The organism is Psychrobacter urativorans (assembly GCF_904846675.1).
In the GTDB taxonomy this organism is placed as follows: domain Bacteria; phylum Pseudomonadota; class Gammaproteobacteria; order Pseudomonadales; family Moraxellaceae; genus Psychrobacter; species Psychrobacter urativorans_B.
The window spans coordinates 24,613-45,481 of sequence record NZ_CAJHBT010000014.1; the positions used below are offsets into that span (position 1 = coordinate 24,613).

Genomic DNA, 20,869 nt, shown 5'->3' on the forward strand with positions numbered 1-20,869 from the left:
ATATTTTTTCCATTAGAATATTGAATGAGCTATTAAGTGATGTTTGCTAGACAACTAAATTTGAGTAATATACATCTCATAGACAGATGGTTTCTATTAGCTTAAAAAGCTATTTATAGGAATATTAACAACAAACCCTAGGAACTTCTCAAAGGTGTCAGGACGTATGTCCCCTAATAACAATAATTTAATAAGAACGACCTAATACAAGAAATTAATGATATTAAATAGGGCAATAATATAGCCTATAGCTACTATAAGGTTAAAAAAACTGATGTTATTCGATTGGTTTTTTAAACTATTTTCGTTAATAATAGTAAATTGTGCATGCTTAAGGAAAAAATATGAAATGGCAAGGTAGACAAGGTAGCTCTAACGTACGTACGAGTAGTGGCGGTGGCAAAATGATCGGTGGTGGCATCGGTGGTATTATCATTGCCGGTATTTTGTGGCTAGTATTTGGGGTCAATCCGATGACGGCCCTACAGACTGGTCAAGTGATGGCTGGCGGGGTAGGTGGTAACAGCACAACTCAACCTGCAACCGATGACAGTCGCGATACTCGGTTCGTCAAAGTTGTGTTGGCCGATACCGAGGCCGTTTGGCATCAGGTGTTTAATGAGGGTGGACAGACTTATCAAGAACCTTCATTGGTTCTTTTTGATGGACAGGTTAGGTCGGCATGTGGCAGTGCCACCTCAGCGACAGGGCCATTTTATTGCCCAAGTGACCAAACCGTATATTTGGACACCTCATTTTTTGTAGAGATGCGTCAAAGCTTTGGTATTAGCGGCGATCAGCAAGGCTCAGGCGATGCCGAAAATCGAGGTAAAGCTGGCGATTTTGCCCAAGCTTATGTTATCTCGCATGAGGTTGGCCATCATGTACAAACCCTTTTAGGTATCACTCAGCAAGTGAACGAAGCTAGTCGTCAGGTAACGCGGGTACAGGCGAATAAATTATCCGTAATGCAAGAGTTACAGGCCGATTGCTTCGCTGGGGTTTGGGCAAACCGTAATGAATCATTAGTGGCTGGCGGTTTTTTAGAAGCTGGTGATGTCGATGAAGCAATTAATGCTGCTGGACAAATTGGTGATGATCGTCTTGCGCAGGCTAGTGGCCGTACTGTAACGCCAGATAGCTTTACTCATGGTACCAGTCAACAGCGGATTCAGTGGTTCACGCGTGGTTTAGAAAGTGGGAGCGTACAGTCTTGTGATACCTTTAGCGGGGCTTTATAGTTGAGGCTTTAAAGGTTCAAAATGGCTATAATGCTTAAAACTAAAAAAGCCTACAATCCAGATTGTAGGCTTTTTTAGTTTTAAGCATTATAAACAAATCTAGATTTGAGTTATAATGGTGGTTTAGTTCTTATCTGTTATTGTCGAGAATATAAGCACCTGCGCCACCGAGTGCAGCACCACCGAGTGCGCCACGAGCAATGCCTTTGCTGTCGCTGCCACTTTTGATAAGAGCACCAGCGGCTGCGCCAGCGGCCGCGCCTTTAGCAGTATTGCTCAAATTGCCGTTGTGTCCATATCCACCAGTTGAGTTACAGCCACCCATGATAAGAGCAGAGCTAGTAATGGCAGTCATTGCGATAGTTTTAGCAAATTTCATATTATCACCTATTAGTTCATCAAGTTAAGTCATCAAAATTAAAATACGTCACCTTTAGTACTATTTATCTTATTAACAGTACTTTAACAAAGTGTATTTATACCATGCCTAATATTAGCCTGTTTCTAACCTTCTGGACGTAGTAGAAACGCTAAGCTTTGCAAATAAGATGTAAGAGATGTTGCCACTCTGTATCATTGGTAGTGCGTTCACTTTGTATTCTTGTATTTAGTATCAGAGTAAGCTAACTGTTTTCAAGCTTGCTATGGATATAAATATAAGCGAAAAAAAGACCACCATGAGGCGATCTTCTTATAGAACAAGCTCTAAGCGCAGATTAATTTTGTGATTTACGCTTCATTTGCTCAAAAAATTCATCATTCGTTTTAGCTTCTTTTAAGCGATCGAGTAAGAATTCAGTCGCTTGTACGCCGTCCATCGGTTGTAGTAATTTACGTAAAATCCATACTTTGCGTAGCTTATCTTCATCAAGCAGACGCTCTTCGCGGCGAGTACCTGATTTTTTGATATTAATCGCTGGGAAAACGCGTTTTTCGGCCAGATCACGCTCAAGGGTAATTTCTTGGTTACCCGTACCTTTGAATTCTTCAAAGATAACGCTATCCATTTTACTACCGGTATCAATAAGGGCACTGGCAATAATGGTTAAACTACCACCTTCCTCGACGTTACGTGCAGCACCGAAAAAGCGCTTTGGACGCTCAAGGGCATTGGCATCAAGACCACCGGTCAGTACTTTACCTGACGAGGGAATAACGGTGTTATAAGCACGAGCAAGTCGGGTAATCGAATCTAGTAAGATAACCACATCTTGCTTATGTTCTACCAGACGCTTGGCTTTTTCGATAACCATATCGGCTACTTGTACGTGACGCTGGGGCGGCTCATCAAAGGTCGAGGCAACCACTTCACCACGTACCGTCCGTACCATTTCGGTCACCTCTTCTGGGCGTTCATCAATCAGTAGTACAATCAAATAACACTCAGGATTGTTACGGGTGATGGATTGAGCGATGGTTTGTAGCAGCATGGTCTTACCTGCTTTTGGCGGCGCGACAATAATAGAGCGCTGACCTTTACCGATAGGAGCAATTAGGTCGATGATACGACCCGTCAAATCCTCAGTAGTCCCGTTACCAAGCTCTAATTTAAGATGCTCAGTTGGGAATAGTGGGGTTAAGTTTTCAAAAATAAGTTTATGGCGTGAGCGGTCTGGCGTATCAAAGTTGATTTCACCAACTTTCAATAGCGCAAAATAGCGTTCGGAGTCTTTTGGCGGACGGATAGTGCCCGCAATGCTGTCACCCGTCTTAAGACTAAAACGGCGAATTTGGCTGGGGCTGACATAAATATCATCAGGACCGGCTAAATAAGAGCCTTCGGATGAGCGCAAAAAGCCAAAACCATCCGGTAGCACTTCCAGTACGCCATCCCCATAGATAGCTTCGCCATTACGAGCATGCGTTTTTAGAATCGCAAAAATAATGTCTTGTTTACGGCTACGCGCCATATTATCAAGACCCATTTCTTTAGCGATAGACAACAGCTCAGCGATTGATTTTTTCTTTAATTCAGTTAGATTCATAGGTAAGTCATTAGCAATTGATCGGGTGAGAACTGCCATTAGCAGCACAGCCCGCGATATTGATTAAAATAACGATAGGATAGGGTGTGTGCACGGAGTTGAATTTCAGGTAGCGTTAATTGGTTGTATATCAGGTTATCACCAGCTGCACAACATTATGGCAGGATGACAAAAAGTGAATATAAAGAAGGCTACTTAAGAGTCTGTGAAAAGAGCTCAGTATCAGTAATTGTGTTTGGTAATTTTATTCAGTTATTGTGTTCAATAAAGATATTTGTGTTCTGTATTGATAAACACGAGGAGAACAGCGACAAGACGCTCAGGAAAACGGTTATGTTTCTCTTGTCAGAAGACTATACGGTTTTAACATTGGACTTGTCAATTATTTTTGCCAAAAAAGTCGTATAAATTGCTTTCCCATCCTAAAATAATAAAAAAGGCCATTATCTTGTACAGATAATGGCCAATTATGACTAATTTTGGTGAGTACAGTATTTATAGCTTACTTAGTTTATAGCGTACTTAATAGCAGCTACTTATAAGTGTTTATCTAGTACTTTAGCCAACTCAGCTTTTGGTTGTAAGCCCATTACTGAATCTACTTTTTCGCCACCTTTAAAGACAAATAAAGTAGGAATATTACGAATACCAAATCGGCTCGCTGCTTGTGGGTTGTTATCCACATCGACTTTAACAATTTTTACTTTATCTTGGTATTCAGTAGCCAAATCTTCTAAAATAGGAGCGATAGCTTTACAAGGTCCGCACCAAGTTGCCCAAAAATCTACTAAGACTGGCACATCTGCTTGTAGAACGTCTTGGTCAAAGTCGGCATCAGTAGTATTAACAATAAGGTCTGACATAATTTTCTCTCTTGTTGTGTCATCTCTGTCGTCAGTCAATTATGAGCTGTTCTTTAGAAAAGGTCTAAACGCTTACTTCATCTAATTGCTTATGTATTGACTGCTAAAAAAGAATTAGGAATGAATGAATATATGCGATTATATTAACATGTTTGCCGCGCCTTAACAGACACAGGCACGTTAAATTACTTAACAACCATTATTAGTATAATAAATCAAAACATAACTCAACAAATTGTGCAGTAGCTATGATAGTTATCACATACTATTAACATAACCTGTCTCACTTAAATGTATGTTGGCGTTATCTTAGTTTAAAAATGTAAGCGTACAAATCATCGAGAGTTTAAAATATCAATAACTGAAAAAACCAAAAATTCGAAAACGATAGCTAAAAAATAAACCTAAATAAACCACATAAGTAGTAATTCCTATGCCTTTTAATGATGTCACTATCGGCGCTCTAAACCTACAAGAAACTGAGTACCCCGCTGAGTTTTTTCAAGCGTTTGCGCAACAGGTTACGGTTTATGAAGATGATGATATTTGGGTAGTAGATAAGCCAGCGGGGCTACTTAGTGTGGAGGGCAAAACGCTTAAGGTCAGCTTGTTATCGCGGCTTGAGCGTGCCAATCCCAAGGTTAAGCTGATTCACCGTCTTGATATGGATACCTCAGGGTTGCTAATTTTTGCTAAAAACGCTGCTGCGCAAACCAATATCAGTAAACAATTCATTGAGCGCTTGCCGCAAAAGACCTATCAAGCGCGGGTTTTTGGTAAATGGGAAAGCGTTGGAAATAGAGGTAAAATATCGGTACCGGTGCGATATGAGCCAGCAACCAAACCGCGTCATATCGTTGACCATGATTGGCATAAAAACGCATTAACGCATTATAAAGTACTCGCCTATGAAACCTGCGAGGGACAACCAGTAACACGAGTGGCGCTCAAGCCTGTGACCGGACGCAGCCATCAGCTGCGAGTACATATGGTGCACTGCGGTCATGTCATTATTGGTGATCCCATTTATGCTGAAGGCAGTGCGTTAGATATTGCTCCACGACTTAATTTACATGCGCAGCAGCTGCGCCTTAAGCATCCAGTACTTGGTGCTTGGATGGATTGGGAAAGTCCAGTGCCTTTTTAAAACATAAGTTAAAAAAGATGAGCTACAGTCTACGAGCTATAACCTTGCACTAAAAAAGGATAATACTATGATTGGCATTACCTCTACTAAAAACGCTATTAAGAGTCGAACAAGACGCTCAAAACCTCAAGCTAGCATCGCTGCTGATTATGACGTGTTAATTATCGGTGCTGGTATCTCTGGCGTTGGTATGGCGAGCCGTTTGCAGCAAAGTAGCAGCGCAAAAAAAGTAAAAAGAGCAAGAAAAGCAAATAAACGCCGCAATAATAAAGTTACCGAGCGCTTCGTGGTGCTAGAGAAACGGGCTGACCTAGGCGGTACATGGGATTTATTTACTTATCCTGGTATTCGCTCGGACTCTGATGCCTTGACGTTTGGTTATGGCTTTCGCCCTTGGCTAGATCATAAGATGCTGGCAAAAGGCGCGGATATTAAAAGCTATATTGCCGCTACGGCACGCGAGTTTAATGTTGCTGAGCATATTCGTTATCAGCATGAGGTTCAGCAGCTTTCATGGTCAAGTGTCAATAAACAATGGACAGCGATGGTCAAAAATCATGCCAGTGGTGAGGTATCTACTTTAACGGCAAGTTTTGTCGTTGGGGCGACTGGTTATTACGATTATGATGCTGGACACCGCCCGCATTTCGAAGGCGAAGAGCTATTTCGAGGCGATATCGTGCATCCGCAACATTGGCATGATGTGGATTATGATGATAAAAAAGTGGTGGTTATTGGTAGCGGTGCGACTGCCATGACCTTAGTGCCGGCACTGGTCGATGAAAATAGTGCCCAATGTGCCCGTCACGTCACTATGTTGCAACGCTCACCGACTTATGTAGCCAGTGTGCCGGGTGATGATTATGCGCTAGAGTGGCTGTCAGGTAAGTTTTCACCTTTGTCAAAAGGGCAGGCTTATACTCTGCTACGCATGCGCAATGTGATGTTTCAGCAAGGGATCTATCAAGCCGCTACTCATGCGCCGAAAGTAATGAAAGCCTTGTTAAAACACGGCGTAAAAAAAGAGCTAAAAGGCAGCAATGTTGATATTGCGCACTTTATGCCTAGCTATAATCCATGGGATGAGCGCCTATGTGCGGTGCCTGATAGTGATTTATTTATCGCTTTAACTGGTGCGCGAGCAGACGTGGTCACCGATCAGATTAGCCACTTTACAGAGTCGGGCATTGCGCTGATGTCTGGTAAGCATTTAAATGCCGATATTATTGTGACGGCAACGGGACTTAAGCTACAAATGCTCGGCGGTGCAGCGTTATACGTTGATGGACAGCCTATTGATGTGGGTTCATGTATGACTTATAAGGCAGTTCTGCTCGAGGGTGTGCCCAATATGGCGGTACTGTTTGGCTATACCAATGCCTCATGGACACTGAAGATTGACTTGGCTTGTCAATATTTGATTCGTTTGTTGAATTATATGGATAAGCATGGCTATCAGGAAGTATATGCGCAGGCTCAAACAGAGCAAGAAGAAGTGCAAGTGCAGCCTGATACGGTACTTGGAGCGCTAACAGCAGGTTATGTTCGCCGTGCCAAAGATGAGCTACCAAAACAAGGTGACCGCTATCCATGGCAAGTGACCAATAATTATCTGCGCGATCGAATTATGCTCAAATACCGTAAAATGAATGATGATTGGCTACGCTTCACGCGTTAAGCTTTGTTGATTAACTTATCCCTTATCAACTTAACTTTTATGAATAAAGTCTGCTACTTGTTTACTTAAAATTTGCCATAGAGTCTCTTGGGCACTTTTGCTTCCCCAAGCATTATGCGGGCTAAAAATAACGCGCGGATTATCGCTAATAGTTAATAACGGATCGTCGGCTGCAATAGGTTCTTGCTCAAAAACATCGCTGCCATAGCCAATAATCTGTTCATTATTAATAGCATCTGTGAGCGCTTGACTATCGACAATACCACCACGCGCTACATTAACAATTAATGGTTTCTTAGCCATTTTTGCTAAGGTGTCTTTATTAATTAAATGCTGGGTGTGCTCATTTAGTGGGCAATGTAAGCTAATCACGTCAGCGTTAGCGAGTACCTCATCAAAGGCGGTATAATCCTCATTACGCGGCGACCGTCCTTGATGCTCCGCCCATAATACTTTCATACCGAAAGCGGTAGCGATCTCACTCACGCGCTTACCAATTGTACCTACTCCGATAATGCCCAGCGTTTTATCTTCTAAGTCTATGAGTGGAATATCAAGCAGACAAAAATTACCATTTTCACGCCATGAACCATCAACGACTTTTTGATGATAATAAATACCGGCGCGCATCGCGTTCAGCATCAACATAAAGGTGTGCTCAGGAACACTTTTTACTGCGTAACCAGCGACGTTATATAAGGTAATATCATGTTCGGCACAAGCATCCTGATCGACATTATTCATGCCGGTGGCAGTCAGTTGAATCAGTTTAAGCTTAGGAAGCTTAGCGATGACTTCAGCGGTAATTTGAACTTTATTAGTGATGATAATATCAGCGTTTTGGCAACGTTCGATGATGGTCTTTGAGTCTGGAGGCGTGTCCTGATAAGTAATATAGTCACTAACGCCGGTTGGCGCTGGCAGATCGATGCCCTCAGAAAATGTGCCTTTATCTAAAAATACTGCTTGCATAGTTATTCCTTATTATTGGTTGTTTGTTTGTTACTGAAGTCGATGCTGTTTAAATGGATAGGGTATTTATTTTAAGTGCATCAGTCTCAATAAAAAGACTCAAGTTATTTATAATACTTATCAGAATAGCCGTTGTTTATCCTGATATTACTAGCTTAATGTAGCATGAGTGGCTTAAAACAAAAAATACTAGAGTAGGAAAGGTTACATTAATGATTCCATACATTATGAAATCTTACTTACCTCGCAGCTTTACTGCCAATAAATAAGCTCTTGAAAAGTCAACTTATCGCACGCATCTAGCTGCTAACGCTATATAATAGATAAGCTTAATTATTTTATTATTAGCGTAACAAATGCACTCATCACTGAATTAGTGATGCCCGCTTAAATAAGGTGACACTGCGCCTCTGCTGCTCACGCCCAGACCAGTAGCTGTTACCGTATATTTTTTTATCATCTGAGTACAAAAAGACATCGCCCTATGACTATCTCTGCCGCATCATTGCACAGTACCGAATTCGCCGTTGGCCAACGTTATTTATCTGATACTGAGTCCGAATTGGGCTTAGGCGTGGTCATCGATTTAGACGACCGCTGTGTGCATATCTTATTTCCTCAAAGTGAAGAAACCCGTGTCTATGCAAAAAGCTCTGCACCGTTATCGCGCGTGGTGTTCAAAGTTGGCGATAGCATTAGCGACCAACAAGGCAATAGCTATAAGGTCACCGCTGTCGATGAGGTGATGGGGGTACTTAAGTACAGTGTCGAAGGCAGTGATAAGGGAATCATGGAGACCCGTCTTGCTGCTAATATTACTTTAGCAAAACCGCTTGAACGCTTGCTGGCTGGACGTATTGAGCGTGGTGATTGGTACGAGTTGCGCCAAGATTTGCTACGTATGCAATCAGCGCTGGCAAGTCATCCGTTAAAAGGTTTGATGGGCGCGCGCGTTAATATTATCGAGCATCAACTTTATATCGCTCATGAAGTAGGCAAACGTATTGCCCCACGGGTGTTGCTTGCTGATGAAGTAGGACTGGGCAAAACCATTGAAGCCGGTCTTATCATCCATCAGCAACTACTAACGGGTAAGGCTGAGCGCGTTCTAATCTTAGTGCCTGATAGTTTGCAATATCAGTGGATGATTGAGCTGCGTCGCCGCTTTAACCTTAATTTTGCGCTGTTTGATTTGGTACGTACGGCTGCTATCAAAGAACATGACCCCGAACAAAACGTATTCCTGACCGAGCAATGTATGATTGCCGGTATGGATTTATTGCTTGACCATCCTGATTTATATGATCAAGCGATGGAAGCGGGTTTTGATTTATTAGTGGTTGATGAAGCGCATCATCTGCATTGGGATGAAGAGCGCGGCGGCAATGATAAATATGATTTGATTGCGGACTTTGCGGAAGAAACGCCCGGAGTTATGCTACTAACGGCAACCCCTGAGCAGTTGGGTACTCAGAGCCATTTTGCGCGTTTGCGTCTACTTGATGCGGATCGCTTTGATGATTTGGACGAATTTATCAGCGGTCAAGAAGCATTTGCAGAAACTGCAGCTGTTGCTGGTATTTTGATAGACGATAAACCACTCAGTGCGGCGCAAATCTCGGCCTTGACCAGTCTGTTAGGGGTCAGCGCTGATGAGTTGGCCACCATTAATGAAGACGAGAAGCTGCGTACTTATGCGCTGAATGAGTTGCTTGATCGGCATGGTACTGGTCGCGTCTTATTCCGTAACACCCGCGAGAGTGTCAAAGGCTTTCATGGGCGTAGCAGTCAGCCCTATCCACTACCGTTACCGGATATTTGGCAAAACAGCTATCAGACCATAGGCAAGCTACGTGAACAGCTATGGGGTGAAGAAAATCAACCCGATGGCGGCTGGTTAGAAGACGACCCACGCGTACCGTGGTTGATTGAGATTTTAAAAGGCGAGCTTAAGCATCAAAAAGTATTGTTGATTGCCCGTAGTGGCGCGACGATTGAGAGCTTAGAGGCCGTATTGCGTCTCCATGCGGGTATCAAAACCGCTATCTTTACCGAACAAATGACTTTACTTGAACGTGACCAAGCAGCGGCGTTTTTTGCTGATAGCGAAGGCGCACAGATACTGCTATGTTCGGAGATTGGTTCAGAAGGGCGGAATTTCCAATTCGCTAGCCAGTTGATACTTTGGGATTTACCTGCCAACCCAGATACTCTCGAGCAGCGTATTGGTCGCCTAGATCGTATCGGACAAACACAGCAAATCACTTTGCATGTCCCTTATGTCCAAGGTACGGCGCAAGAGCGCTTATACCACTGGTATAACAGTGCGCTAAATATGTTTAATCAGATTTCACCGACGGCGCAAACAGTGCAAGAACAATATATCCAAACGCTTAAGCCGTTATTAGAAGGCGCAGATACGGCTGATAATCGTACGATTTTGCAAGAAGTGATTGCTGATGCACTGCAAATGCGATTGGGCCTTGAAGCCCAGCTACAAGAAGGTCGTGACCGTCTATTAGAGTACAACTCTTGCCGTCCACGGGTAGCAGGTCGTATTGCTGAGGCGATGCATGACTTTGACAGCCATAATGTATTGCCGCAGTTCGTTGAGCGTTTCTTAGCCTCTGCTAATATCGAGTATAGCGTCCAGCGCGATGGTTCATGGGTGATTGCACCGCTAGATAGTACTGAGATTAGTGACTATATCGATGGTTTACCGCTCGGTGACGAAGATGGTATGACCTTGACTTATGAGCGTGATTTGGCGCTGCAACGTGAGGATATTGAGTATATTACTCATGAACATCCCCTTATGCGCGCAATTTACGAGCTTGCTACTACCAGCACTTTTGGTAATACTACGGTTGCCACCCTAAAAAGTGCCGCTATGCCACAAGGTATGGTGATGGTGGAAGTTAACTTCCGTGTGGAAGCCATTGCACCAAGAATATTGAATTTACCTTCAACTTTACCGACGCAAAGCATTCGGGTCTTTATCAGTGAGCAGGGTAGTGATTTATCAGCGCGAGTCAGTGCGGAGATGATTATGCCGCATGTTGAGCGCTTGGATAAGAATCGTGCACGGCAAGTCATTAAAGTACGCGGTGATGTTATTGAAAGCCGCTACTATGAAGCCGAAGAGATTGCCAAAAAGCAATTGGCCGATATCGGCGAGCAGGCAAGCGCCCGCTTTAGTCAGCAATGGTCACGTGAAATCAAACGCCTCAAACATCTGCAAACGATTAATCCTAACGTGCGTCCTGAAGAGATTGAGCGTCTAGAGCAACTGCAAGCGCAAGGCGAACAAGCCCTAGCAAATTTGTCGTTAGTACCTGATTCTATTCGCGTACTTGTCGCTGTGAAGCCTTAATTGTTACCACTGTAATTTTAATAATTTTTCTAACTAACAAATAATTTTTCCAACTAAAAAAGAGGTACTATTACAGTGCCTCTTTTTTTATATAGACCTATAATTAATCTATGGATATCCTTTATTTTTGCTCACGATAGTTTTTCTGTTTGCTGATGGATGAAAAGTAGCGCCCAAAACGCTATTAAATACTGAGTGGTGGCTATCAGTAACTGGTCAAGGGCAGAAATATTGGGTAAGATATTTAACTTTGCTATTTCAAGCACTACCGCAGTGCAATTGCTAAATAGTTATTGTAATAAAATAAGGAAACTTGCCGTCATGTCTGATTATTCGCAACTGATTGATGAGCTGCTCGAGACAGTAGCACTCATTGAAGTCAGCACTGATGTGTTCGAGGGTAAAAGCCATGACTATGTCGGCGCTCGTATTTTTGGTGGTCAAGTGCTCGCGCAAGCGATGATGGCTGCTGCTCATACCTTGACTGAAGACAAGCCTTGTCACTCGCTGCATGGTTATTTTTTACGGGGCGGTGATATTACGCAACCAGTTATTTATCAAGTGCGGCGTCTTCGCGATGGTCGCAGTTTATCGGCGCGGGAAGTGACCGCTATTCAATATAAGCAAGTACGTGGCATGCCACCTGTTGAAGAAGTGATATTTTCGATGACAGCCTCGTTCTCTCCAATGGAGGAAGGCTTAGAATATCAAGAAAATATGCCAGTTTATCCACCACCTGAGGACTTATTAGCTGAGCAAGACTTAAAGGAAGAGTATGTCGGTAAGGTACCTGAAGCCCTCAAAGCGCGTTTTATGCGTCGCCGTCATGTAGAGATTAAACCGGTCAAACCGCGCGATCCTATTCATCCAGAACCGATTAAACCGAAGCAGGCCAACTGGTTACGTATTCGTGAATTAGGTATCCAACCGCAAGCAATTCAGCAAGCATTATTGGCTTTTTCATCTGATTTTTATTTAGTGGGCACTGGGCTGATGTCACATGGCGTCAGCTTTATGACTAGCGGTCTGCAAGCGGCCAGTATTGACCACTCGATGCATTTTCATCGCACCTTTGATCTCAACGATTGGCTGTTATATGACATGTGGAGTGATACCACTTCTAATGCTAAAGGCTTAAACCATGGTCAGTTCTGGCAAGATGGCAAACTGGTGGCGACTGTGCAGCAAGAAGGGTTGATGCGCCTGCGGGTACCAAAATCTTAGTTTGCTGTAGATTTTTGATAGGTAGTTTTAACAGGGTTTTTTAATCGTACGTTTTGATAGCAGTTAATTAAAAGAGCGACTCATAATTTATTATAAGTCGCTTTATTTTGGCTTATATTCTTATGCTTATATTTATGCTGAGGTCTTATTCTAGTATCTTCACCATCGCTCGTGGTAATCCAAGCGTTGCCTGAGCATCATTACTATTTAACCAAGTCACATTAATCTCAGCGGCCTGCAATGCTGAGGTTAATTGTTGCGATTGCTTGGCATTCAAGGTTAATGATTGCGGAGTCAGATACCAATGAAAGTGGGTCAGTGAATGCTTAATAGGTTTAGGCGCATCATCTAATAAATCGCTACTCACTGATTGGGCTATTAGCTGGTGCTTACAGAGCCACTCATTGATAATTTGCTCAGCGGTAGTAAATTCTGCTTCGTACAATTTCCCATTACTAGCAACTTGCGACTGCGGATTATCCGTAGCCGTATCGTTACTAGCGACAGTAGCCGTCTGTTCTTTATCAATGACTTTAGCAGTAACTTTTCCTTCAACTTTCTCTATAAATTCTAGCGGCAAACTCCATAAGCCACCCCAAATACCATTATCAGGACGTTGAAGCCATAATATTTCATTGTCTGAATTTTGAATCAGTAAGGCATTACTAAATTTGCTAGGCTTGGGCGGTTTTTTGGCCTTAACTGGATATTCTTCTTCGCGACCTTGCGCGTGCGCTTGGCAGTCGGCTTGCAGAGGACATAAGACACAAGCAGGTTTGCGGCGGGTACATAAAGTCGCGCCCATATCCATCATGGCCTGCGCAAATAACCCCGAATGCTGCTCAGGAGTTAATCGTTCCGCTAATGCCCACAACTCTTTGGTGGTGGCAGACTTAGTAATATCACCATCGATTGCCGCCCAGCGCGTCAGCACTCGCTTCACATTACCATCACAGATGACCCCATAATGATGTAGCCCCATTGCCATAATCGCCCCAGCCGTTGACGGGCCAACCCCTAATATTGCTTCCCAACCTGCGAGCGTCTGCGGAAAGTCACCGGTGTCATCAATAGTGGCTACTAACTGCTTGGCACCTTTATGCAAGTTACGCGCACGCGCATAATAGCCCAATCCTGCCCAGTGCTCTGCTATCTCATCCCATTCCGCTGCCGCTAAATCCTGCACGGCCGGAAATGAGGTCATAAAGCGCGCAAAGTAAGGCAGCACAGTCTTCACTTGCGTTTGCTGTAGCATGACTTCTGATAGCCAAACGATATAAGGATTGGGCGTGTCGGTTTGGTGCTGTTGCCAAGGTAAATCATGGCGACCGTTGGTTTCGAACCAGTCGAGTAGGCGCGGGGCGAAGCTGGTTAATTCGGCTTCAGATTGGCTAAATGTGTGGTTTTCAATTCTAGTCTTTGAGTTAGCAGTTGGCTGGGTCATAAAAAGAGCATCATATTAGAGACAAGAATTTTAATATGAGGGCTTCGAGCCAGTTTTTCTATCGTTTAGGGTTGATTCTCATAATATCGTTTTATAGCTTTCACATTCACTCTTTAATTTTATCAGTTTTATTTATAACTCAGTATATAATGCGATTGGATCGATAATTATTTCATTACTAAGTCTTCCAGTGAATGCCGCTTCTAAATTAGTTATATGGGCAACCATGTTCATTATAGCTTCTTTCAAAGTTTCATAGTCCCCCTTTACTTCAGAAGGATTAGTCTGTTCTTTTTCGTATTGTGTAATTATACCGAATAACGTAAATTGCACTTCAGTCTGTCTTGAATATTTACGAATCACTAAGTCTTCTGGTTCTCTAAGAAACTTTCGATTGAGATTAGCTGAAGCTATATGATTAGACAGATTCATTTGTACTTCAAGTTGACCTCCCAAACCATATTCTAAAAGGAAACTTAAGTCATCAAGTAACTGTTTATCAAAATTTAAACCTTGATCAGACGACAGTTTATCTATGTTGCTAATTCTTTTAAGTTTAGCGTTCAGTACGCTAATTTTACCTCTTTCATCTTTTCCTTTTTGAGCTCTCGAGAGTTCTGCTTTAACTGACTTGATATCTTCATAATTAGTGACATATGCTAGTGCTTTACCCATTCGGTTAAAATCATTAAGAGTACTTATTATTGAATCTATATCGTTGAATGTTGCCTTTGCTGTAACTTTTATAAATGACTTCTCTTTTATCGACTCTTCTAAACCAGAGCTTTCGTATGAAACTGTAATTACCTTATTCTCTTCAATAAGCTTTTTTTCAAAAAGAGTATACGAGTAATCATTTAAAAACTTCTTTTCTGTGTTTCTTTCACTATTTTTTAGAATGTCGCCAACTATTCTACCACTGGAAATAGGACCTTTTTGTTCTTCTGACTTTGAGCTCTCTAAGTTTTTTTCATTCAAAACATATTCAGTAACCCCTTCAAAAAGTTGCGATGATAGTGAATACATCTTATCCTCATCAAGATATATAATGTTTTTAATCATTTCTTTTCCTTTTTACATAGTCATTATAGTATTTTTTTCGAGTATCTATTATTGACCAGACAACTGTAACTATACCTAGTAAAGCTAGAATGATAGATGCAACTATAATTAAATTAGTCATCTTGGACTCTCAACAGAGTTAGGTATTTTTGAAACCCTATCATATACCGTGTAGCTAATACCAAATGATATTATTGATAATACAATAGTACAGACTGTTATGGACTTGACGTCAATAATATCTCCTCCTATTAAATTAACAGCTAATAAGATACTATAAAAAGCTATGAATAAAATTGAAATACCGTTTTGAACAGTTTTCCATCGCTCTTCTTCCTCAGAGTAGTGTTCTATTTCATTGATGTTAGAGATGTGTAAAACTAATCCGAAAGCAACAAAATCAGAAGCTGATACTAATTCGAGACTACCTTCTTTGGTTACAAACCAAACCATAAGTCTTGCAAGAATTGGAATTAAACCCACAAGTACTGTATAAATTAGCCATTTAGTCTTTTTACTTCTCATAACCCAAGACAGACCTTAGAAACTGTTATAGTAAATAAGTACGCATAATATTAATATATAGCAGGAATAGCTATTAAGTAACTTTACTTCCGATTCTTACGAGTACGCAAACGGCGTTGGCGCTTTTCCTCTTCTTTGGCTATTTTTTTCGCCTCAAGAGCTAGGCGTTGCTCTGCGACCACCGCTTCTTCAGTCTCACGCATCTCTGGCGTTTCCATACTAATTTGACCCAAAGTGCCACTGCGCATCTCATTAATTAAAATCTCAGACATCCGGTAAGTATCAATTTTATTACCCGCACGCACGCAACCACGATTGCGACCCGCGACTTCAAAGAACTCCCAATCGGTTTGTGGTAAATCCTCAATTTTATAGCGTTTTTTTAACAGTTCAGGGTAGGCTTGTATTAGATATTCTGCCGTATAGCTGGCGACATCGGCAAAGTCGAACGCCGTATCACGGATACCGCCAGTAGCCGCCAAACGATAGCCTGAGTTTGCGTTTTCAACTTTTGGCCACAGCATGCCGGGTGTGTCATACAGCATAATATCATCATCAAGCTTAATGAGCTGCTGCGACTTAGTCACTGCTGGCTCGTTACCCGTCTTTGCAACTGCTCGGCCTGCTAAAGTGTTAATTAGGGTTGATTTTCCGACGTTAGGAATACCCAAAATCATAGCTTTAATCTGTCGCCCTGACTCCGCTTTATTGGGCATTAGTTTTTTACATAACGCAATGATACGATGTACGTCAGCAGCTTTGTTATCATCAAAAGCCAGCGCTTTGACGCCATCTTCTTGCTCAAAATAATCCATCCAAGCCTGAGTCATAACAGGGTCGGCTAAATCTGCTTTATTTAAGATTTTGATGACTGGTTTGTCGCCACGCAGGGTTGCCACCATAGGATTTTCGCTGCTATAAGGAATACGCGCATCCAGCACTTCGATAATCACATCCATTTGCGGCATGATTTCTTTGACTTCATTACGGGCCTTATTCATATGCCCAGGGAACCACTGAATATTTGCTCTAGTATCCATTTGCTTTAACAACCTTTTAATTCATAGGATTTAGCGCTAAAAGCACGCAATGCGGTCCCTTTAGCGATGGCGTTCAGTTTACTACAGAACCAAAGTGCTCACGCTACAATTTCATCTAACCATAACGTAAGGCTATTATTAAGACGTAAGGCTATTATTAAGCCTTATCCGCTATGTCATCCCGTGCTGGTGGTAACGGTGCCAAATAACCGATTAATAATATCAAACTGCCCGCACCAAGGAAGGAGATAACCCGCCAAATCGCCTCGGTCTGTGACAAGTCAACCAATACTAATTTAAAGACGACAATCCCTAATAAACCAATACCCATAAACCATAGCGTACGCTGCCAGTGACGACTGGCAACAATAGTGGCAACTAAGGCTAGTAGTGTCCATAGAATCGTTAGTCCCGTCTGCACTTGTTCACTGTGCCATGCGCCCCAAGCCTCATAGCTCCAAAGTGGAGTGCCGATAAAGGCGTGCAATGTTCGGACCAGCATACTGGAGATTACCCAAAAGCTGATGAGCGCTAAAAGAATGAGTAAAGAATCGGCAGTATTTGCCTGATAGCGTAGACCTTTCTTAGATGTCAGCAATGCTTGAGCCGTGATGTCTGTTGGCTGTTGGACAATAGGTTTTAATGTCAGATAGTAAGCACCAAAGCCATATAATAGAACCAACCATAATGTCACATCATATAAATTAATCAGTGGAAAATAGGGCAGACCCCAAATCACACCATCATATGACCAGTTGGTAAAGATGGTCCAGCCTAACGTCACTGGAACGAAAACTTTGGCACAGCCTAAGAGTGCACTTTGCCAGTTAAACCAGTAAAGTGGAAGCGGTGAGGTCGCGTTTTTTGATTGAACGGTGTTATGTTGAACAGGATGATAACGATGAGTAAACCACAACCCAGTCAGCATCAGTGCAACAGGAACAAGTATAGTTATAACGCCTTGGGAATCCGGTAAGCCATAATGTACCGCCTCTGCCAATACCACTATCCCAGCCCCAAGCCAGCTGGCAATATCGTAACCTTTTAAATTAAGATTCGTATGCCATGCTTTTAACCACAGCTGCCCAACCACTAGCCAGCCTATTAATAAGGCCGCAAACAGTAGCCAATGCGCTGTCATCCATTGATAATTAAATTCGAATTTTTGTGGCAGTTGCAGGATAAGCATTAGATAAAATATTAACAATAGACCATGGTTAAATTGCCTGATTTCACTCCATGAACGGTAACGATTAATCAGCCAATAAATAGTCAGACTCAGTAAGGCTGCTAGTGCAATCAGGGTGGTCGTCGCCAGTTGCCAGCTGGCAAGCCATTGGTTAAAGTCGATAATTAAGATGTAAAGTGACCACGCAATAGCGGCAAAGGTTAATAGCCTTATGACTATAGGACTGCGCCAAACTATTTGGAACACTACGCTGTCACTATTAATGCTCGCAAGCCATTGCTGCGCTGCCTGTGTATTCACGCCTAATGCTTTAGCGTATTGTGAAATGTCTTCGTTAGCGCTCGTATCAATGTTTTTATTAATGTTTGGATTAGAACTCGTATAAATAGGCACGTTGCTGGCACGTAGGATAAACATAATGGCAAGATAGCTTATCGCCGAAACTGTTAAGGCCAAGGTTGGATAGTTTTCAACAGCTAGCGTCAGAGTATTAATCAGCATACCAACACTAATAAGCTGCAATAACAATCCAAACAATACCGACCACGCCCGCAATGAGCGCTTGCCAAACCACACCAATACCAATCCTTGCACTGACCAGCCAAAAGCTATCCATTCGGCATTAAAAGCTAGTGGAATCATTAATGCCAAGAAACCACTGCCCAATGCCAGCATGCCCTCAGTTATTAAAGAATAACGCTGGCTGCGCTGAATAAATAACCAACCCAATACTAAATAAATGGCAGCTAAGATAGCGCTGGTAATGGTCAAAGCATGAGTAATGTCATTAAGTAAGGCGGAAAACAAACCAAAGGCTAATATCGGTACTGAAAATAGCAGCCCAATATCGATGGGGAATAGGTAGGCATTGTTTGTAATAGCAGTATTGCTCAAACTATCAATATCATTAAGGCTGTTAACATCAGTTTCATTAATGGCATTATAAGCAATAATTTGCTGCGCATAGCGGATAACGACGAATAAATATAGTATGACATGCAGTGCCACGAGCAGCACTAACGTCCAGCGTTGGCTATCAATAGCCGTCGTTAAGTTCTCAATGGCGCCCCAATAATAAGCCAGCCCAAAAGTCACCGTCACGCCCAATAAATTGAGCACTTTCCAAGGACGATAATGAGCGATAGCAGCAATCGTAACGTTTAATAATAGATAGTAGCTGAATAGTGCTGATAAGCTACCGGTGTAGGCACTGGTCAATATCGGCGCAAAAAATCCGCCGGACAATGCTAGTAAGGCTAAAGGAAAGGCATTTTGGCGCACTGCTAAAGCAACGGTCACCGCAGATAATACACCTAGCATAATAAAGCTCGGCAGGCTGCTGATGACCTGATAGACACTATAGGCAAAAAAGGTACTCAAATAGGCGATAGCTAAGCCGGTCCCTTGTAAAGTAATCCCATAAGCAAAGCGTTTGGCGACCAGCTTAAGCCCCAGTCCTGCTATTGCTAAGCCTATAAGACCTATGGCTGCCAGTTTTAGACTGATAGGCACTTCGATATATTCGCTTAATAAGCGTAATAGCAGCACCACGCCCACCAGTAATACCAGCACCCCAACGCGTACCACTAAATTGCCACCTAAGAACCAGTTTTTAATAGAATTAAACAGGGACGTAACCATAGGCAGCGAGCGTTCATCCGGCTCTATCGGCGCAGGGGTCGTTTTATTTTTTGTTTGCGGCACGAGTGTGGCATCCGCGCGTTCTGCTACTGGTGGATTCGCTATAGAAGAGTTTGTTAGAGAATCGGCTATAGAATTGGGTGCAGGTTGTGAAGGGTGAGAGGTTGTCAAAGGTCGAATGCTATCTTTATGCTGTTGCAACTCGTCTTGCAGCTGCGTCATATTTTGACGTAGCTTGGCAAGCTGCTGATGCAACCTAATGTATAGCACAATCATAATGACTAGCAAAAAGACAATCACCAACCAGCCTAATGATTCTATTAAAAAATACAGCATCAACGCCACTCAATTAATCCTACAATGGAGTGATAATGACGCTATTTAGAGATAAGTACAAGAGTAGCGATTATGAATTCATATGGAGGCGAGGAGTTTACTGGCATACTTTTTGCCATATTTATCAATATTACTTTAGCGATACTATATTCCATAGACTCTGGAGATGAGGTTTTTGCGCCTCATTAGTAAGGTATGTTTTTATATCCATTTATTTTTGACCATAAAAAAACAGAGCATGATGACCACACTCTGTTTTGCTTAGCTATCAAAACTAGCTTTTACAATTAGATTTATTGGCCAGATTTTAACCTAAGTTAGCTTTCATAAATTCAAGCATATTGTCCCAGCTTTGTTTGGCAGCCGTTTCGTCATAACCAAGATTAGGGTTATCGCGCTCGTCTGCTTTTGGATTGGTAAAGCCATGTTTGGCATCGTCATAAACATCGACAGTATAGTCAACATCAGCGGCATCCATCTCTTTTTTGAAGGCTTCAATGTCGTCCATAGTAACTATTGCATCATCACGACCATGGGCGATTAATACTTTGGCTTTAAAGTTTTTGTCTGCAGGTTGTTTGGCAGAAAGGTCGCCGTGGAAGGTCGCGACTGCTTTTAATGGCATAGCTTCGCGCGCCATGTCTAGCACCACCTTACCGCCGAAGCAAAAACCTATGGCGGCTAAGTTATCGCCATCAACGGCAAGCTGATCGCTAAAGTCATTGAGAATAAGGCGGCAGCGAGCCATGAGCATATCTTGGTCTGCCAATACTTGGTCATGCCACATCGTGGCCATCGCAGCGTCAGAAGTCATTTTGCCTTCACCGTAAACATCCATAGCGACTGCTGCATAGCCTGCTTTTGCCAAGCGTTCGGTCATGGTTTTTGAATGCTCAACCAAGCCCCACCATTCAGGTGCGACTAAGACGCCGACGACTGGTTTGTCCTCTGAAGCATTTTCTGGTAGTGCCACATAGCTGATAAGCTGTATGCCATTTTCGGTCGTACTGATAAGCTCGAAAGTCTTAATTGACATGTTATTGTCCTTTTTTATAGTGTGAGTTTTTATTGTTAAGTTAGGGTGTTAGGTTAAGTTATCGCGTTGTTTAATGAAGCTATTTATGTATTTTAATAACTTGCGTCTTACTT

The 20,869-nt window shown here is 42.5% G+C and carries 15 protein-coding genes; 5 read left to right on the forward strand and 10 right to left on the reverse strand.

All coding sequences use genetic code 11. From position 1 onward, the window contains the following. The first annotated feature begins 344 nt into the window (after window positions 1-344). A complete protein-coding gene (locus JMY06_RS07815) occupies window positions 345-1,241 on the forward strand; it encodes a neutral zinc metallopeptidase (RefSeq protein ID WP_201617810.1) in 897 nt (298 codons plus the stop codon). A 130-nt stretch (window positions 1,242-1,371) separates the two neighbouring features. Here the strand turns inward: JMY06_RS07815 and JMY06_RS07820 are convergent, their stop codons facing one another. The 3 genes from JMY06_RS07820 to trxA form a co-directional block, all read right to left on the reverse strand. Beyond that, a complete protein-coding gene (locus tag JMY06_RS07820) occupies window positions 1,372-1,620 on the reverse strand; it encodes a hypothetical protein (RefSeq protein WP_201617811.1) in 249 nt (82 codons plus the stop codon). Between the two features lie 337 nt (window positions 1,621-1,957). After that, entirely contained in the window at window positions 1,958-3,226 is a 1,269-nt protein-coding gene (rho, locus tag JMY06_RS07825) for a transcription termination factor Rho (protein WP_201528330.1), read from the reverse strand. 536 nt (window positions 3,227-3,762) lie between these two features. Then, window positions 3,763-4,089, reverse strand: coding sequence for a thioredoxin (gene trxA, locus JMY06_RS07830; protein WP_201617812.1), 327 nt, complete (start codon window positions 4,087-4,089; stop codon window positions 3,763-3,765). A 433-nt stretch (window positions 4,090-4,522) separates the two neighbouring features. Between trxA and JMY06_RS07835 the strand changes: the two genes are divergently transcribed. Both JMY06_RS07835 and JMY06_RS07840 read left to right on the forward strand, forming a co-directional pair. Next, window positions 4,523-5,236, forward strand: coding sequence for an RluA family pseudouridine synthase (locus tag JMY06_RS07835; RefSeq protein WP_201617813.1), 714 nt, complete (start codon window positions 4,523-4,525; stop codon window positions 5,234-5,236). Between the two features lie 136 nt (window positions 5,237-5,372). Further along, a complete protein-coding gene (locus tag JMY06_RS07840) occupies window positions 5,373-6,914 on the forward strand; it encodes a flavin-containing monooxygenase (protein ID WP_413786902.1) in 1,542 nt (513 codons plus the stop codon). A 30-nt stretch (window positions 6,915-6,944) separates the two neighbouring features. Here the strand turns inward: JMY06_RS07840 and JMY06_RS07845 are convergent, their stop codons facing one another. Beyond that, window positions 6,945-7,886 carry a D-2-hydroxyacid dehydrogenase gene (locus tag JMY06_RS07845; RefSeq protein ID WP_201617815.1) on the reverse strand — a complete coding sequence of 314 codons (942 nt, stop codon included), beginning with the start codon at window positions 7,884-7,886 and terminating at the stop codon, window positions 6,945-6,947. Between the two features lie 484 nt (window positions 7,887-8,370). Between JMY06_RS07845 and rapA the strand changes: the two genes are divergently transcribed. Further along, window positions 8,371-11,259 carry an RNA polymerase-associated protein RapA gene (rapA, locus tag JMY06_RS07850; protein ID WP_201617816.1) on the forward strand — a complete coding sequence of 963 codons (2,889 nt, stop codon included), beginning with the start codon at window positions 8,371-8,373 and terminating at the stop codon, window positions 11,257-11,259. A gap of 321 nt (window positions 11,260-11,580) precedes the next feature. Next, the gene (locus JMY06_RS07855) at window positions 11,581-12,483 is read left to right on the forward strand and encodes an acyl-CoA thioesterase (RefSeq protein ID WP_201617817.1); all 903 of its coding nucleotides are present in this window, start codon (window positions 11,581-11,583) and stop codon (window positions 12,481-12,483) included. A 145-nt stretch (window positions 12,484-12,628) separates the two neighbouring features. Here JMY06_RS07855 and mutY read toward each other — a convergent pair whose 3' ends face one another. The 6 genes from mutY to JMY06_RS07885 all read right to left on the reverse strand — a co-directional run bounded on the left by mutY (window position 12,629) and on the right by JMY06_RS07885 (window position 20,756). Then, entirely contained in the window at window positions 12,629-13,927 is a 1,299-nt protein-coding gene (gene mutY / locus JMY06_RS07860; protein ID WP_201617818.1) for an A/G-specific adenine glycosylase, read from the reverse strand. A 132-nt stretch (window positions 13,928-14,059) separates the two neighbouring features. Next, a complete protein-coding gene (locus JMY06_RS07865; RefSeq protein ID WP_201617819.1) occupies window positions 14,060-14,989 on the reverse strand; it encodes a hypothetical protein in 930 nt (309 codons plus the stop codon). A gap of 117 nt (window positions 14,990-15,106) precedes the next feature. Then, window positions 15,107-15,514, reverse strand: a complete 408-nt coding sequence (locus JMY06_RS07870; RefSeq protein WP_201617820.1) for a hypothetical protein — start codon at window positions 15,512-15,514, stop codon at window positions 15,107-15,109. 83 nt (window positions 15,515-15,597) lie between these two features. After that, window positions 15,598-16,554, reverse strand: coding sequence for a ribosome biogenesis GTPase YlqF (gene ylqF, locus JMY06_RS07875; RefSeq protein ID WP_201617821.1), 957 nt, complete (start codon window positions 16,552-16,554; stop codon window positions 15,598-15,600). A 157-nt stretch (window positions 16,555-16,711) separates the two neighbouring features. Next, window positions 16,712-19,723, reverse strand: a complete 3,012-nt coding sequence (locus tag JMY06_RS07880) for a DUF2339 domain-containing protein (RefSeq protein WP_201617836.1) — start codon at window positions 19,721-19,723, stop codon at window positions 16,712-16,714. A 304-nt stretch (window positions 19,724-20,027) separates the two neighbouring features. Further along, window positions 20,028-20,756: a dienelactone hydrolase family protein gene (locus JMY06_RS07885; protein ID WP_201617822.1), complete on the reverse strand. Its 729-nt coding sequence runs from the start codon at window positions 20,754-20,756 to the stop codon at window positions 20,028-20,030. Window positions 20,757-20,869: the final 113 nt, after the last annotated feature.